Raw genomic sequence first — 16,099 nt, forward strand, 5'->3', positions numbered from 1 at the left:
AAGTATCGTCAAGACGACGAGTCTTACTTTTCTTCGAGCTGTAGATAAGAATGGTTCCATGCCAAGGATTACCCAGCCTCACGACGACGCATGGTCGGCCGACGTCGAAGCCGCCGTCGCGACCTTCGGCAACCGTTCACGGAATGAGATCCTTCGCTACCTTTCGGCGCACGGGCCGGCCTCCCGTGGGGACATTGCGGCATCAGTCAGCGCCGGGGAACCTAGTGTGGCCAAGCACCTGCTGGCATTGGAGGAGTCCGGCGCCATCGTAGTCGATGTCGAACCAGGCCGTCGCCACGGCCGATCGCCGCGCTATTCAGCCAACCCGGCAAGGATCAAGGAGTTGCTGGCGGCTCATCATGAATATCTTCTGGAGGGCTAGCCGCCGCCTGCTCCCCGCCCGGGTGGCGCCCAATATCCTTGTTGAGATATTCAGATATGGCCTGCAAGGTCTCCGGTGATACGTCCCCAAGGGTTCGTGCGGCGAAGGTCTTCACACGGGCCGCACGCAGGGACTTGACGAACTCAAGCTGGGAATCAATGCGTTGGGGCAAGGCTGCATCATCGCCAGTCAGATAGGACGGGTCTACCTTGAAGATGTCACAGAGGCCAGCCAGCAAAACCGGATCGCTGACCAGGCGGCCAGTCCCTTCTTTCATGTAGAACCAGCGCGCGCGGGACAATTTGATGCCCCTCCGGGCAAGGTCTGCTTGCACTTCCCTGAACGTCACCGGTTTCCCGCGCTCTGCAACTACAACGTCGAGCAGCAGGTTCAAACGACGGGCGAGTTGGGCCTGAGGCGACAGCCCCGCACCGTGCCCTGTCTCGTCAATCCGCATAAACGCCCCTTGATCAGCCACTTCAACACCGGCAGTCCAGTCAGGTACCGCCCCCGCCCTACCGCCCAGTATTCCGCGAGTCATGCGCCTCGGCAATCAGGGTCCCGGTGCCTTAGAAGATTCATGGGCAAAAACAAGCCCTTCCATCATGACCTCAGCAGGGGTAACCTGCTGCTGTAGACCCGTCTACAGCAACACGCTCCCTTCATTCCTTAGGTTCCGGTCTCCATGTCGAACATCCTGATGAACCGAACGCGAAGCCAAATTGTCCGCTTCTTACTCAAGAACGGTCCATCAACGTGCAGCGAAATCGGAGCCGAGCTGCAGGCATCGCCGTCGACCATCCGCCGGCAGCTCTACTTCCTTGGCAACGCAGGCCTCGTGCAGCGCGCCTCCAGCCATTTCACGGCTTCTCCGGAGCAAGTGCGGCGCCAGACCTATGCCTTTGCAGCGACTTTCGGCAACGCGGTCATGCCGCCGGATGGCCCTGCTCCGATGAACTAGGGCAGGACTCAGCACGGAGCACTGCCGCAGCACAATCACGAAAGGATCGAAGAAGGCATGAAACTTGAATTCTTCGAGCCGGCCGAGGCCGCCTCGGTCCTCAAGTGCTCAGAGGCGTGGCTCCGTGAGGGGGCCGCCAAGGGAGAGTTCCCGCATTCCGTCTGGGGCAAGGGAAAGATCGTCTTCACGTCTGTCCACCTGAAGGAGATTGCCCAGCTGCGCGAAGTCCGATCATCTACTCCTTCCCAGGCCTCCGTCCGAATGATCGGGACCCGGGCCAAGGCACGGCAGAAATACTCATAATTCGGGCGAGCGCCGCTAGCCGCGCCAGACGACGGCGGACCGCTCAACGGCATCCGCGGCATCTTGAAGTGCCTGTGGCATCAAGTGGCCGTACACCTGCTCCGTCGTACGCGTGGACGCATGCCCCAGGCGCCTAGACACCGTGAACAGGGAAACGCCGTCCTGGATTAGCCAGGACGCGTGAGTATGGCGCAGATCGTGAATTCGGGGCGACTTGGTCAGCCCGCGCGCTTGCGCCGCTTTCACTGCCGGAACCCAGTAGTGATGCCAATACAGCTTGTGAATGATCCGTTCACCCTTTGGCGTCGTAAACAGAAGCTCCGATCCAGGCCGGCTGGCCACCAGGGGAATGAGCACCTCCACCAAATGCGGGTTCAAGGAAACCGTCCTCTTGCCGGCGCCCGTCTTGGTAGCACCGATGTAGTACTCGGAATCAGCGCCACGTTTCCATGCCTTATTGATCCGCATTGTTGCGGGCTTGGACATCAGGTCCACGTCAGCTACGGTCACGGCCGTTGCCTCGCCAAAGCGGGTTCCGGTCATGACCAGGAACTCGGTGAAAGCCCTGTACCGCTCCCCCATGCATTCAAGGATCATCCCAAATTCGGCGTGCGTCAGGAACCGGGCCTCATCCTCTGCCTTTTCGCCCGACGGGAGCTGAACATGTCGGCAAGGATTGTCCTTCCGGTAGCGCAGCATAACGGCCGTCTCCATGGCCGCGAAGATCAGGCCATGGTTGTTCTTGATGGTCTTCGGAGACCTGCCCTTCTTCTGCATCGTCTTGATCCAGTAGGTCAGGTGCCGGTAGTCCAGCTTGTCCACGGGAATGTGGCCGATGACGTCCGCGATGTGCAGCTTCAACATCGTCTGGTACGTGTGGACCGTCCCGACGGACGGGCGCACCAGAAGGTCGATGTGTTCCTGGATCACCGCCGCCACAGTGGGTGATTTGGTCTGGTTCTTGACCATCGCATGCTGGGCGATTTCGAAGGACTGGTTGTTCGCGTCGAGGAGGCGCTTCAGCGTCTGGGCTTCGGCCGACGTAGCTAGGGTAATCCCCTCTTGCTTTCGCGTCTCAGGATTCCGCCAGCGGACCGTAAAGGACGTCGATCCATTCGATTTTTTTCGTTCCCAAACGCTGGCCATGCCCAAAATTCTAGGCTTCGTGTGCACAAAAAACGAGCTTTTGTGCACACTCCGGGGTCCAAAACCCCGCTGACCTGCGGAAACACTGTGCCCGAGGTGGGACTCGAACCCACACACCTTTCGATACCGCATTTTGAGTGCGGCGCGTCTGCCAATTCCGCCACTCGGGCGCGGATTACACGGAAGTAACAATCTTATGCTCACAGCTCGGTTGTGAGCAACGCAATCGCTTCCAGTGCGCGAAATTACTCTACATGCAGATAGGCTGAATTCCAGAATCGCGCCAGTGCAGCCGCAACGAACCCAAGCAGTTCCAAGTACAACGGCGGGCACAACTAAGATGGACTCGTTCCCGCCGTACCTTTCAAGGAGTTCCCGTGTCAGAACAGACGGAGTCAAACCCCAACACCCAGCCGGCCCGCCGCGTGATTGTCGCCGAGGACGAAACCCTTATCCGCCTGGACATCATCGAAATCCTCCGGGGCGAAGGCTATGACGTCATCGGCGAAGCGGACAACGGCGAGAAGGCCGTCCAGCTCGCCGAGGAACTCAAGCCCGACCTCGTCCTGATGGACGTCAAGATGCCGGTCATGGACGGCATCTCCGCCGCCGAAAAGATCGTCAAGGCCCGTATCGCCCCCGTCGTGCTCCTGACGGCGTTCAGCCAGAAGGAACTCGTGGAGCGCGCCCGCGACGCCGGCGCAATGGCCTACGTGGTCAAGCCGTTCACGCCGGCGGACCTGATCCCCGCCCTGGAGATCGCGCTCTCCCGCCACGAAGAAATCAAGGCACTCGAAAGCGAGGTCTCTGACCTGCAGGAGCAGTTCGCCACCCGCAAGCTCGTGGAGCGCGCCAAGAGCCTCCTGACCACCAAGATGGGCCTCACCGAGCCCGAGGCCTTCCGCTGGATCCAGAAGACCTCCATGGACCGCCGCCTCAGCATGCGCGAGGTCGCCGAAACCATCATCAACCAGGTCAACTAACTAACGCTCCCCGACAGGCAACGCACGACGGCGGCCTGTCGCGTCGGCAGGCCGGCCCACCGGCCGGCCGCCAGAGACAAAGCCGGCCGCCCGAGACAAAAGGAAGGATCCCCGCCAAGTGGCGGGGATCCTTCCTTTTGCTCTCAGTGCGGGCTAACGCCGCGCCCGGAGGACTACTAGGCCTTCTTCTTCTTTTCCGGCCAGGGGCCGAGCTTTTCCTTGTTGCTGGCGGCCTCGCCGACGCGGCCGGTGTCGGCCAGGTCTCCCACCTTGTGGACCTTCAGCGAGTTCGTCGAACCGGCCCTTCCGGGAGGGGAACCGGCGGCGATGACCACCAGGTCACCGTCCTCCACGATCCCAAGTTCCAGCAGGCTGCGGTCAACCTGGGCGGTCATCTCGTCGGTGTGGTCCACCATGGGGACCAGGACCGGCTGGATGCCCCAGGTCAGTGCGAGCTGGTTCCAGACGTGCTCCACCGGGGTGAAGGCGAAGACCGGCTTGATCGGACGCAGACGTGACAGGCGGCGGGCGGAGTCACCGGACTGCGTGAACGCACAGATGTACTTTGCGTCCAGCTGGTCGGCGATCTCGACGGCGGCACGAGTGATTGCGCCGCCGCGGGTCTTGGGCTTGGTGCCTAGCGGGGGAACACGCTCGAGGCCGTGGACCTCGGTGGATTCGATGATCCGTGCCATGACCTTAACGGTCTCGATCGGGTACTTGCCTACGCTGGTCTCGCCGGAGAGCATAACTGCGTCGGCGCCGTCGAGCACTGCGTTGGCGCAGTCCGAGGCCTCTGCGCGGGTGGGGCGCGGGTTGTCGATCATGGATTCGAGCACCTGGGTGGCGACGATGACCGGCTTGGCCCAGCGGCGGGCGAGTTCGATGGCGCGCTTCTGGACGATCGGAACCTCTTCGAGGGGAAGCTCCACACCAAGGTCGCCACGGGCCACCATGATGGCGTCGAAGGCATCGATGATCTCGTGCAGCTGCTCCACGGCCTGCGGCTTTTCGATCTTGGCGATCACCGGCACGCGGTTGCCTTCTTCGTCCATGATTTCGTGGACGCGCTTGATGTCCGTGGCGTCACGCACGAAGGAGAGGGCCACCATGTCCACGCCGCGGCGCATGGCCCAACGCAGATCGTCCTCGTCCTTCTCGCTCAGCGCGGGAACGTTGACGGCAACACCGGGCAGGTTGATGCCCTTGTTGTTGGACACCATGCCGCCGACGGTCACCTGGGCGACCACCTTGACGTCGTCGACCTCGAGGGCCCGCAGGGCCACCTTGCCGTCGTCGATCAGCAGCGCATCGCCGACGTTGACGTCGTCGGTGAGGCTCTTGAGCGTGGTGGAGCAGATCTCCTTGGTGCCCGGCACATCTTCGGTGGTGATGGTGAAGATGTCGCCGACAGCCAGCTCGTGCGGGCCGTCAACAAACCGGCCAAGACGGATCTTGGGGCCCTGGAGGTCGGCCATGATGGCAACGGGCTTGCCCAGCTGCTTCGAGGCCTTACGGACGTTCTCGTAAGTGCCGTCATGCACGGTGTAGTCTCCGTGGCTCATGTTCATGCGGGCAACATCGACGCCGGCTTCAATAACTGCGAGGGTGTTCTCGAAGCTGGAAATAGCCGGTCCGAATGTTGCCACGATCTTAGCGCGTCTCATATACCTACCCTATTGGTCTGATTCTGGATTGGAGTTGTACCGCAGGTGAACTTCCGTGGTCCCCCGTTTGTGACTAGAGAACGGCGATCGCCCGGTCGGTTGGAGCAACCGGGGCAGGCAGGATCGTGGTTCCCATCAGGAACTTGTCAACCGCCGCAGCGCAGGCGCGGCCTTCGGCGATGGCCCAGACAATGAGCGACTGCCCGCGGCCGGCGTCACCGGCAACGAACACACCCTCGGTGTTGGTCATGTAGTAGCCGTCACGGGCCACGTTGCCGCGGCCGTCGAATTCGGCGTGGACCTGCTCGGTGATCCCGGCGGGCTCCGCACCGGTGAAGCCCAGGGACAGGAACACCAGGTCCGCGGGAATGATCCGCTCGGTACCGGCCTTGGGGAGCCGCTTGCCGTCCACGAACTCCGTCTCGGCAACCTTCACGCCGGTGAGCTTGCCGTTTTCGCCGACGAACTCCACGGTGGAGGCAAGGTATGTACGCTCGCCGCCTTCTTCGTGCGCACTGGCAACCTCAAAGAGGGTGGGGAACGTGGGCCAGGGCTGGTTCGGGGTGCGCTCCACGGACGGCTGCTTGCCGATCGCCAGGGTGGTCACCGAAGCGGCCCCGTGGCGGTGGGCGGTACCGAGGCAGTCGGCACCGGTGTCGCCGCCGCCCAGGATCACAACGTGCTTGCCCTTGGCGTGGATCTGGTTCTCCACCTGCTCCCCCGCCACCACGCGGTTGGCCGGAACGAGGTAATCCATGGCGTAGTGGACGCCTTCGAGTCCGCGGCCCGGGATGGGCAGGTCGCGCGGCACGGTGGCGCCGGTGGCAACAACCACGGCGTCGTAGCGGCGGCGGAGCTGCTCCCAGGTCACGTCGGTGCCGACGGCGACTCCGGTCCGGAAGCGGGTGCCTTCGGCCTTCATCTGCTCAAGACGGCGGTCCACCTGCTCCTTTTCCATCTTGAAGTCAGGAATGCCGTACCGCAGGAGCCCGCCGATCTTGTCGTCACGCTCATACACGGCAACGGTGTGACCCACCCGGGTCAGCTGCTGGGCAACTGCAAGGCCTGCCGGGCCCGAGCCCACTACTGCCACGGTCTTGCCGGTAAGGCGGGTCGGAGGCAGCGGGTTGACCCAGCCGTTCTCGAAGGCTTCATCGATGATGGAAACCTCAACCTGCTTGATGGTCACCGCGGGCTGGTTGATCCCCAGCACGCAGGACGCCTCACACGGAGCCGGGCACAGCCGGCCGGTCCACTCGGGGAAGTTGTTGGTGGCATGCAGCCGCTCAATAGCTTCGTCGCCCTTGTCCCGCCAGACGAGGTCGTTCCACTCGGGAATCAGGTTGCCCAGCGGGCAGCCCTGGTGGCAGAACGGCACGCCGCAGTCCATGCAGCGGCCGGCCTGGCTTTTCAGGACACCCTTTTCCTGGGCCTCGTAAACTTCCTTCCAGTCCATGATGCGGACGGGAACGGGACGGCGCGGCTGGGTTTCACGCTGACGTACTTTCAGAAATCCGCGTGGATCAGCCACCGGTCACCTCCAGGATTCGAGACCATACTTCTTCGCCATCAGGGTCCAGGCCCTCTTCGATGGCGTCGAGACGGGTTTGCAATACGGCCGCGTAGTCGCGCGGCAGGACTTTGGTAATGCGGGCAGCGGTGTCGTCGAAGTTTTCCAGCAGCCGCTGAGCATGCAGGGATTCGGTTTCCTCGACGTGCTTGACCAGGAGGCCGTGCACAATGTCGCGGTCTTCGGCATCCAGTTCGCGCAGCTGCAGCTCGCCGGACTCCAGCGCCTGCTTGTTCACGCGGGTGGTCCGCAGGTCCAGCACGTAGGCCGTACCGCCGGACATGCCCGCGCCGAAGTTGCGGCCCGTGCGGCCGATGATCAGCGTCTGGCCACCGGTCATGTACTCACAGCCGTGGTCGCCGATGCCTTCGACGACGGCGGTGGCACCGGAGTTGCGGACCAGGAAGCGTTCGCCCACCTGGCCGCGCAGGAACATTTCGCCGCTGGTGGCACCGTAACCGATCACGTTCCCGGCGATCACGTTGCTCTCCGCCTGGAACACGTTGGTGCGGTCCGGGCGGACGATGATGCGGCCGCCGGAGAGGCCCTTGCCCACATAGTCGTTCGAGTCGCCGAACATGCGCAGGGTGATGCCGGCGGGCAGGAAGGCGCCCAGCGACTGGCCTGCGGTACCGGTCAGCGTGATGTCGATCGTGTCCGTGGCCAGCACGTCGGTACCGAACGTCTTGGTGACGGTGTGGCCCAGCATGGTGCCGACGGAACGGTCCGTGTTGGTGACGTCCACGGCGATCTTCACCGGGCTGCGGTCGGTCAGCGCCTCGGCGGCCATGGTGATGAGCCGCTGGTCGAAGTGCTTGTCCAGTTCGTGGTTCTGGCCGGTCAGGTTCCGGAGCGGGGCATCGTCGTCGAACTCGAGTCCGTGCAGGATCGGGTCAAGGTCCAGCCCTTCGGCCTTCCAGTGGCTGATCGCTTCACGGGTGTCCAGCATTTCGGCGTGGCCGATAGCCTCTTCGATGCTGCGGAAACCGAGCTCCGAAAGGATTTCGCGGACTTCCTCGGCCAGGAACTCGAAGAAGTTGACCACGAACTCGGGCTTGCCGGTGAAGCGGGCGCGCAGTTCGGGGTTCTGCGTGGCGACGCCTACCGGGCAGGTGTCCAGGTGGCAGACGCGCATCATGATGCAGCCTTCCACCACCAGCGGTGCCGTGGCGAAGCCGAATTCCTCGCCGCCGAGCAGTGCGGCGATCACGACGTCGCGGCCGGTCTTGAGCTGGCCGTCCACCTGCACCACCACGCGGTCGCGCAGGCCATTGAGCATCAGGGTCTGCTGGGTCTCTGCGAGGCCCAGTTCCCACGGAACACCGGCGTGCTTGAGCGAGTTCAGCGGCGAGGCGCCGGTACCGCCGTCGTGACCGGAAACCAGTACGACGTCGGCCTTCGCCTTGGTGACACCTGCGGCAACTGTGCCGATGCCCACCTCGGAAACAAGCTTGACGTGAACCCGGGCCGAAGGGTTGGCGCGCTTCGCGTCATAAATGAGCTGGGCGAGGTCTTCGATCGAGTAGATGTCATGGTGCGGGGGCGGGGAAATGAGCCCGACGCCGGGAGTCGAGTGCCGCGTCCGGGCAACCCAGGGGTACACCTTCTGCGCCATCAGCTGGCCGCCTTCGCCGGGCTTGGCGCCCTGCGCCATCTTGATCTGGATGTCGTCGGCGTTAGTCAGGTACAGGCTCGTGACGCCGAACCGGCCGGAGGCGATCTGCTTGACGGCCGAGCGGCGCTCGGGGTCCAGCAGGCGGTCCACGTCCTCGCCGCCTTCACCGGTGTTGGACTTGCCGCCCAGCCGGTTCATGGCGATGGCCAGGGTCTCGTGGGCTTCCTTCGAGATGGACCCGTAGCTCATGGCACCGGTGGAGAAGCGCTTGACGATGCTGGAGACGGGCTCCACTTCCTCAAGCGGCACCGCCGGGCGCTCACCGGTCTTGAACCTCAGCAGGCCTCGGAGGGTCATGAGATTCTCGGACTGGTCGTCCACACCCCGGGTGTAGGACTTGAAAATGTCGTAGCGGCGTTCACGCGTGGCGTGCTGCAGCCGGAAGACGGTCTCCGGGTTGAACAGGTGCGGTTCACCGTCACGGCGCCACTGGTACTCGCCGCCGCCGAGCAACGGGCGGTGCGGCTGCTCGATGCCGCCTTCCGGGTAGGCCATCTGGTGCCGGGCGGACACTTCAGCGGCGATGACGTCGAGGCCGACGCCGCCGAGCTGGGAGTGGGTGCCGGCGAAGAATTCGTCCACCAGCTCCTGGCCGAGTCCCAAGGCCTCGAACGTCTGCGCACCGGTGTAGGAGGCAACCGTGGAGATGCCCATCTTGGACATGATCTTCAGGACACCCTTACCGAGGCCCTTGATCAGGTTGTAGACGCCGTCCTGGGCGGTCACGCCAACAACGTCGCCGCTGCTGATGAGCTGTTCCACGGATTCCATGGCCAGGTACGGGTTGACTGCGGACGCGCCGTAGCCGATCAGGACTGCCACATGGTGCGTCTCGCGAACGTCGCCGGCTTCGACCACGAGGGCGGTCTTGGTCCGGTTGGCGCTGCGCAGCAGGTGGTGGTGCACGGCGCTGACCAGTAGCAACGAGGGAATGGGCGCCCACTGCGCGTTCGAGTCACGGTCGGAAAGCACGACGTACTGCACGCCGCGGTTGATGGCACCGGAGACCTGCTCGCAGATTTCGGTCAGGCGAGCACGCAGGGCGTTTTCGCCGCCTTCGGGGCGGTACAGGCCGCGGACCTTCATGGCGATCCTGTCGCCGTCCGGGCTTTCGATGTTGGCGATCTTGGCGAGCTGGTCGTTGTTGATCACCGGGAACGGCAGCGAAACCTGGGGCTGCCGGACCTGCTTGGTGTCCAGCAGGTTGCCGTTCGGGCCGATGGCACACATCAGGGACGTGACCAGCTCTTCGCGGATGGCGTCCAGCGGCGGGTTGGTCACCTGCGCGAAGGACTGCACGAAGTAGTCGAAGAGGAGCCGGGGACGCTTGGACAGCACGGCTACCGGAGTGTCCGACCCCATGGCGCCGAGGGGCTCGGCACCGGTGCGGGCCATCGGGCCCAGCAGGATCTTCAGTTCCTCGGTGGTGTAGCCGAAGGTCCGCTGGCGGATGTTCACGGACGCCGCAGTGTGTACAACGTGCTCGCGTTCCGGCAGCTCGTCGAGGTCGATCAGGTTGTCCTTGACCCACTCCGCCCACGGGTTGGCGGCGGCCACTTCAGCCTTGACCTCTTCATCGTCGATGATCCGGCCGGCTTCGGTGTCCACCAGGAACATCTTGCCCGGGGACACACGGCCCTTTTTGACCACCTTGGAAGGTTCGACGTCGATGACGCCCACCTCGGAGGCGAAGACCACCAGGCCGTCCTCGGTGATCCAGTAGCGTCCCGGGCGCAGGCCATTGCGGTCCAGGGTTGCGCCCACCAGGCTGCCGTCGGTGAAGGAAACGGCGGCCGGGCCGTCCCACGGTTCCATCAGCAGGGAGTGGTATTCGTAGAAGGCCTTGCGGGCCGGATCCATGGTGGCGTGGTTTTCCCAGGCCTCGGGGATCATCATCATGATCGAGTGCGTGATGGGGCGCCCGGACAGCCAGAGCAGCTCGGCCACTTCGTCGAACGACGCGGAGTCGGAGGCACCCGGGGTGCAGATGGGGTACAGCTCCTCGGGGGAATCCCCCAGCAGCGGGTTGGCCAGCTGCGACTGGCGCGCACGCATCCAGTTCCGGTTGCCCTTGACGGTGTTGATTTCACCGTTGTGGGCGATGGTGCGGAACGGCTGCGCGAGCGGCCAGGACGGGAAGGTGTTGGTGGAGAAGCGCGAGTGGACAATCGCGAGCTTGGTCTTGAAGCGCTTGTCCGAGAGGTCCGGGTAGAACGGCTCCAGCTGGGCAGTGGTCAGCATGCCCTTGTAGACGATGGTCCGCGAGGACAGCGACGGGAAGTACACGCCGAACTTGTTCTGGGCACGCTTGCGGATGCGCCAGGCCCGGGAGTCCAGTTCGTTCCGCTCCAGCACTTCCCCGGTGCTGGAGGCAAAGAACGGCTGGGAGAAGTACGGCATGCAGGCCCGGGCCATGGCACCGACGAGGTCGGCCACGATCGGGACTTCACGCCAGCCGAGGACGGTCAGGCCCTCATCGGCTGCGAGGCCCTCGATGCCGGCCTTCGCCGCATCGGCTTCGCGCTGCTCGGCCGGAAGGAAGGCTGTACCGGCGACGTACTGTCCCGGCGCCGGAAGCTCAAACTCCGTGACTGCGCGGAAGAACTCGTCCGGGATCTGCATCAGCAGCCCGGCGCCGTCGCCCGTTCCTTCATCGGCACCCACGGCACCGCGGTGTTCCAGGTTGCGCAGGGCGGTCAGGGCGGCGTCGACGATGTCGTAGCCAGGCTCACCACGGAGCGTTGCAATGATGGCGAGGCCGCAGGCGTCCTTCTCCTGCTCCGGGTTGTACAGTCCTGCGGCCTCCGGCAGCGCCGCGAACCGTTTGAACGGTGACATGGCGGCAGCCGGCTGGTTCGGCTCGGACCAACTGGGGCTGTGAAGAGTTTGGGTCATGGGAGACGTCCTTCCTCCTGATCGTGCGTATGGAAGGGACAACGTTGGCCCCACTCGCGGTGCCGGTGTGACGGGCACAACAAAGTGTTACTTACTGGAAATTGTAGGTCAGCCCGGCCTGCTGAACTAACAGTTACGCAGGCCCCTGACCCGGGCTTGACCCGTCGGCAGCTCTGTGCTGACGGGTACGGGGCCCTGGTGCCACGACGCTGTGGGAACGGGCGCTGCGAGCGGTAGCTCTGCGGCCCGGTTGCCGGAACTGACTACTTGGTGCCGTCAGTGTCCGGCGCGGATCCGGAGTCCTGGTGATCGGGGTTTCCTGCTGCCGGCGAGCCCTTGACGGGCTTGGTGCCTGCAGATGAATCCGTCACCGCTTCAGTTGGGGCGGAAGTGTGCCCCGGACCGCTTTGGTTATCTGGGAGATTACCACGGGACTCACTATCTGAGACACTCTTGTCCGAATGCCGGATGCTTTTGCCGTGGGACGGAACGGCTGCCAATTCGGCGTCGTCGCCGTTCCCGGCGGCTGTTTCGCCGTCTGTATCCCCGTCCTTTTCTGCCGGAATGTGACCGGCAAGGTACGGGGAATCCGGCTCATCGCGTTTGCGCAGACCCAGCACCACGAACACGATCAGGGCCGCCAGGAACACCACGATGCTGGTCCAGACGTTCAGGCGGGTGGTGATGCCGAAGAGGCTGATCTGTTCGGCGTCGTCGATCCGCATGGCTTCGATCCAGACCCGGCCCAGCGTGTAGTACATGGCGTAGATCCAGAACAGCCGCCCGCGGCGGAAGTTGAACTTCCGGTCCAGGGCCAGCAGGATCACGACGCCGGCGATATTCCACAGGGATTCGTACAGGAACGTCGGGTGGAACAGCGTGTCGGCAGGCATTCCCGCCGGGAAGTTCGCGTTGTCCGCGTCAATCTGCAGGCCCCACGGAAGCGTGGTGGGCCCGCCGAAGAGTTCCTGGTTAAAGTAGTTTCCCCAGCGCCCGACAGCCTGGGCAAGCAGCAGCCCCGGAGCCGCCGCGTCCAGGAATGCGGTGAGCTTGACCCCGGCCCGGCGGCAGCCGATCCAGGCGCCCACGGCGCCGAGGAGGACTGCACCCCAGATTCCCAGCCCGCCGCGCTGGATCTGCGGGATCAGGGAGAGGTCACCTGAGCCGTCGAAGCCAGGGCCGAAGTAGGCGTCCGGGGACGAGAACACGTGGTAGAGACGGCCGCCGATGATGCCGAACGGGATGGCCCAGATGGCGATGTCCCACAGGCTGCCCTCCGGCGTGCCGCGCTTGTTCCAGCGGACCGACGTGAGCCAGAGGCCAACGACGATTCCGGCCAGGATACACAGCGCGTACGCGTGGATCCGCAGTGACCCCCACGGCAGCGGAATGTCGAACCCGGACCAGTCCGGGCTCGGAATACTGGCGGGGAGCATGGCCGCCGCGTGGAGGACAGTCTGCATTGTTTAGGCTTCTTCCCTGGTCAGGCCGGCGCTGAGGTCTTTGGTTAGGGCCGCCACAGCCTCCACGCCGCCGTCGCGGATGGCGGCGACGAGCGCCGTCCCCACGATGACGCCGTCGGCGTAGGCCGCGATCTCGCGGACCTGGCCGGCATTGGAGACGCCGAGCCCCACACAGACGCGTTCCGCTCCCGCCGCGTGGGCGGCAGCCACGACGCCTTGGGCAGCGCTGCTGACGGATTCGCGGGCACCGGTGACGCCCATGATGGACACGGCGTAGACGAAGCCGCGGCTGGCATCCACCGTGCGCTTCATCCGTTCCGGCGAGGAGGACGGCGCCACGAGGAAGACGCGGTCCAGTCCGTACTTGTCCGAGGCGGCCATCCACTCGGCGGCTTCGTCGGGAATCAGGTCAGGGGTGATGAGTCCGGCTCCCCCGGCCTCGGCCAGGAGGCGGGAGAATTCATCCACGCCCATCCGGATCACGGGGTTCCAGTAGGTCATCACCAGAACGGCAGCGTTGGTCTTGCTGGTGATGCCGCGGACTACGTCGAAGACCTGGCGGACGTGGAATCCCTTGGCGAGGGCCTCGGTGGTGGCGGCCTGGATGACCACCCCGTCCATGACGGGGTCGGAGTACGGGATCCCGATCTCGATCAGGTCGGCGCCGTTCTCTGCCAGCGCGATGCCGGCTGCGATGGTCTGCTCCACGTCGGGGTAGCCGGCAGGCAGGTAACCGATGAGGGCTGCACGCCCTTCGGCGCGTGCCTTGTCGATGGCGGCTGCCGACTTGCTGGTGCTGATGATGTCCTGGACGCCGGTCACAGCTGCTCCCCCTCTTTGCCGATCTCGGCCTCTACAGAATCCTTGTCCAGCAGGTCGAACCATTCAGCGGCCGTGGCCACATCCTTGTCGCCGCGGCCGGAAAGGTTCACGATCACGATCTTGTCGCCTGCGGCTTCACCTGCACTGCCGGCCTCGGCCGCGAGGCGCCGGCCCACCTTGATGGCACCGGCCAGGGCGTGCGCGGATTCGATGGCGGGGATGATGCCCTCGGTGCGGCACAGGAGCCGGAAGGCGTCCATCGCTTCGGTGTCCGTGATCGGCTCGTAGCTGACGCGGCCGATGTCCGCGAGGTAGGAGTGCTCCGGGCCGACGCCCGGGTAGTCCAGTCCGGCGGAGATGGAGTGCGACTCGATGGTCTGGCCGTCGTCGTCCTGCATCAGGTATGAGCGCGCACCGTGGAGGACGCCCGGCTTGCCCAGCGTGATGGTGGCGGCGTGGCGTCCGGTATCGACGCCGTCGCCGCCGGCTTCGAAGCCGTAGATCCTGACGGAGGGATCGTCCAGGAAGCCGTGGAAGATGCCGATGGCGTTGGAACCGCCACCGATACACGCACAGACGGCGTCGGGCAGCCGGCCGGCCTGGTCCAGGATCTGGGCGCGGGCCTCCTCGCCGATGACTTCGTGGAAGTACCGAACCATGGCCGGGAACGGGTGGGCTCCGGCAGCGGTGCCGAGGAGGTAGTGGGTGTGGCCGACATTTGCCACCCAGTCGCGCAGTGCCTCGTTGATGGCGTCCTTGAGGGTCTGCGATCCGCTGGTCACGGGAATGACGGTGGCACCCAGGAGTTCCATGCGGGCCACGTTCAGCGCCTGGCGGCGGCAGTCCTCGGCACCCATGTACACCACGCACTCGAGTCCCAGCAGGGCCGCAGCAGTGGCACTGGCCACGCCGTGCTGGCCTGCGCCAGTCTCGGCAATCACGCGGGTCTTACCCATGCGCTTGGCCAGCAGGGCCTGCCCCAGCACGTTGTTGATCTTGTGCGAACCCGTGTGGTTGAGGTCCTCGCGCTTGAGGAAGATGCGGACTCCCCCGGCGTGCTCGGCGAAGCGCTTGGCCTCGGTGAGCAGGGACGGGCGGCCGGAGTAATTCTTGTTCAGGTCCGCGATCTGGGCGACGAAGTCCGGGTCGGCCTTCGCCTTCTCGAACGTGTCCTCCAGCTCATCCAGGGCTGCGATGAGGGATTCGGGCATCCAGCGCCCGCCGTAGGAGCCGAAGTAGGGACCTGGCGCGTGGCGCAGGGACCGGTCTCCTCCAAGAAATGCGTCCGCGGTGCCCTCGTCAGAGCCGGTCGTTGGCGCGTCGACCATCGGTCTCACCATCCTGTTCCACTGTTTCTTAAGAAATATCGGGTGGCGCCCGCCGCAGCTTGTCGCGGGCAGGCGCCCCGGTCGTCAGACCCGTGCTGCGATGGCTTCCGCCCCGGCAGCGGTAAATTCGGCAATCCGCTCACGCGGTGTTGCGTCGCTCACAAGCGCTTCGCCCACCAGGACGGCGTTCGCGCCGTTGGAGGCGTAGTGCCGGACATCGTCCGCGTCGCGGACGCCGGACTCGGCAACGATGACAGCTTCCTGGGGGATGCTGCCGGCGAGGGAGGCGAAAACTGAACGGTCGACGTCGAGCGTCTTGAGGTTGCGCACGTTGACGCCGATGATCCGCGCCTCCGCAGCGACGGCCCGCTCGATCTCCTCGGCCGTATGCGTCTCCACCAGGGCGTTCATGCCGAGCTCACGGGTGAGCTGGCTGAAGTCGCGCAGCTCCGCGTCGCTCAGCGACGCCACGATCAGCAGGACCAGGTCCGCGCCGTGGGCGCGGGCTTCCCAGATCTGGTACTCGTCGACAGTGAAGTCCTTGCGCAGCAGCGGAACGCCCACCGCCTTGCGGACGGCGTCGAAGTCGGCGAGGGACCCGTTGAAGCGGCGCTGTTCAGTGAGCACGCTGATGACGGACGCTCCGCCGTCGGCGTACTGGACCGCCAGGTCGGCGGGATCGGCAATGCTTGCCAGGTCGCCCTTGGAAGGACTGCGCCGCTTGATTTCGGCAATGACCTTCAGCTGGTTCCGCGGCGAGGAATCCCCGCCGAGGGCAGCCCATGCATCCCGTGCGGGAGCAGCCGCTGCGGCGCGTTCCTTCAGCTCAGCGAGCGACACCAGGCGCCGGCGGGCCTCCAAGTCTTCGCGGGCACCGGCATTGATGTCATCGAGGACAGTCACT

The 16,099-nt window shown here is 64.7% G+C and carries 13 protein-coding genes and 1 tRNA gene; 4 read left to right on the forward strand and 10 right to left on the reverse strand.

Going from position 1 to position 16,099, the window contains the following annotated elements; translation table 11 throughout:
* Positions 1 to 58: 58 nt before the first annotated feature.
* Entirely contained in the window at positions 59 to 382 is a 324-nt protein-coding gene (locus J2805_RS17050; protein ID WP_309978310.1) for an ArsR/SmtB family transcription factor, read from the forward strand.
* Here the strand turns inward: J2805_RS17050 and J2805_RS17055 are convergent.
* A complete protein-coding gene (locus J2805_RS17055; RefSeq protein ID WP_309978312.1) occupies positions 336 to 839 on the reverse strand; it encodes a hypothetical protein in 504 nt (167 codons plus the stop codon). The two genes, J2805_RS17050 and J2805_RS17055, sit on opposite strands and share 47 nt — an antisense overlap.
* 228 nt (positions 840 to 1,067) lie before the next feature.
* Between J2805_RS17055 and J2805_RS17060 the strand changes: the two genes are divergently transcribed.
* Both J2805_RS17060 and J2805_RS17065 read left to right on the forward strand, forming a co-directional pair.
* On the forward strand, positions 1,068 to 1,343 hold the full coding sequence (locus J2805_RS17060) for an ArsR family transcriptional regulator (protein ID WP_309978314.1): 276 nt from the start codon (positions 1,068 to 1,070) through the stop codon (positions 1,341 to 1,343).
* A 57-nt stretch (positions 1,344 to 1,400) separates the two neighbouring features.
* Positions 1,401 to 1,646 (forward strand): hypothetical protein, encoded by a 246-nt coding sequence (locus J2805_RS17065; protein ID WP_309978316.1) that lies wholly within the window; start codon positions 1,401 to 1,403, stop codon positions 1,644 to 1,646.
* Between the two features lie 15 nt (positions 1,647 to 1,661).
* On the opposite strand, the gene J2805_RS17070 is transcribed toward J2805_RS17065, so the two are convergent.
* Positions 1,662 to 2,792, reverse strand: a complete 1,131-nt coding sequence (locus tag J2805_RS17070; RefSeq protein ID WP_309978317.1) for a tyrosine-type recombinase/integrase — start codon at positions 2,790 to 2,792, stop codon at positions 1,662 to 1,664.
* Between the two features lie 88 nt (positions 2,793 to 2,880).
* Positions 2,881 to 2,962: transfer RNA gene (locus J2805_RS17075), tRNA-Leu, on the reverse strand.
* Positions 2,963 to 3,169: 207 nt separating this feature from the next.
* On the opposite strand from J2805_RS17075, the gene J2805_RS17080 reads away from it, so the two are divergent.
* Positions 3,170 to 3,775, forward strand: coding sequence for an ANTAR domain-containing response regulator (locus tag J2805_RS17080; protein WP_137322072.1), 606 nt, complete (start codon positions 3,170 to 3,172; stop codon positions 3,773 to 3,775).
* A gap of 176 nt (positions 3,776 to 3,951) precedes the next feature.
* Here J2805_RS17080 and pyk read toward each other — a convergent pair whose 3' ends face one another.
* The 7 genes from pyk to trpC form a co-directional block, all read right to left on the reverse strand.
* Complete coding sequence (pyk, locus tag J2805_RS17085) at positions 3,952 to 5,442, reverse strand: pyruvate kinase (protein ID WP_309978321.1); 1,491 nt, start codon at positions 5,440 to 5,442, stop codon at positions 3,952 to 3,954.
* Positions 5,443 to 5,515: 73 nt separating this feature from the next.
* A complete protein-coding gene (locus J2805_RS17090) occupies positions 5,516 to 6,973 on the reverse strand; it encodes a glutamate synthase subunit beta (RefSeq protein ID WP_309978322.1) in 1,458 nt (485 codons plus the stop codon).
* Positions 6,966 to 11,582 (reverse strand): glutamate synthase large subunit, encoded by a 4,617-nt coding sequence (gene gltB, locus J2805_RS17095; protein WP_309978324.1) that lies wholly within the window; start codon positions 11,580 to 11,582, stop codon positions 6,966 to 6,968. Before gltB ends, J2805_RS17090 begins: the two co-directional genes overlap by 8 nt.
* Positions 11,583 to 11,845: 263 nt before the next feature.
* Entirely contained in the window at positions 11,846 to 13,045 is a 1,200-nt protein-coding gene (gene lgt, locus J2805_RS17100; protein ID WP_309978325.1) for a prolipoprotein diacylglyceryl transferase, read from the reverse strand.
* A gap of 3 nt (positions 13,046 to 13,048) precedes the next feature.
* Positions 13,049 to 13,867, reverse strand: coding sequence for a tryptophan synthase subunit alpha (gene trpA, locus J2805_RS17105; protein ID WP_309978326.1), 819 nt, complete (start codon positions 13,865 to 13,867; stop codon positions 13,049 to 13,051).
* The gene (trpB, locus tag J2805_RS17110; protein ID WP_309978328.1) at positions 13,864 to 15,195 is read right to left on the reverse strand and encodes a tryptophan synthase subunit beta; all 1,332 of its coding nucleotides are present in this window, start codon (positions 15,193 to 15,195) and stop codon (positions 13,864 to 13,866) included. Before trpB ends, trpA begins: the two co-directional genes overlap by 4 nt.
* A gap of 84 nt (positions 15,196 to 15,279) precedes the next feature.
* Positions 15,280 to 16,098 carry an indole-3-glycerol phosphate synthase TrpC gene (trpC, locus tag J2805_RS17115; protein ID WP_309978329.1) on the reverse strand — a complete coding sequence of 273 codons (819 nt, stop codon included), beginning with the start codon at positions 16,096 to 16,098 and terminating at the stop codon, positions 15,280 to 15,282.
* Between the last annotated feature and the right edge of the window lies 1 nt (position 16,099).

Source organism: Arthrobacter oryzae, from assembly GCF_031454875.1.
GTDB classification, from domain to species: domain Bacteria; phylum Actinomycetota; class Actinomycetes; order Actinomycetales; family Micrococcaceae; genus Arthrobacter; species Arthrobacter oryzae_D.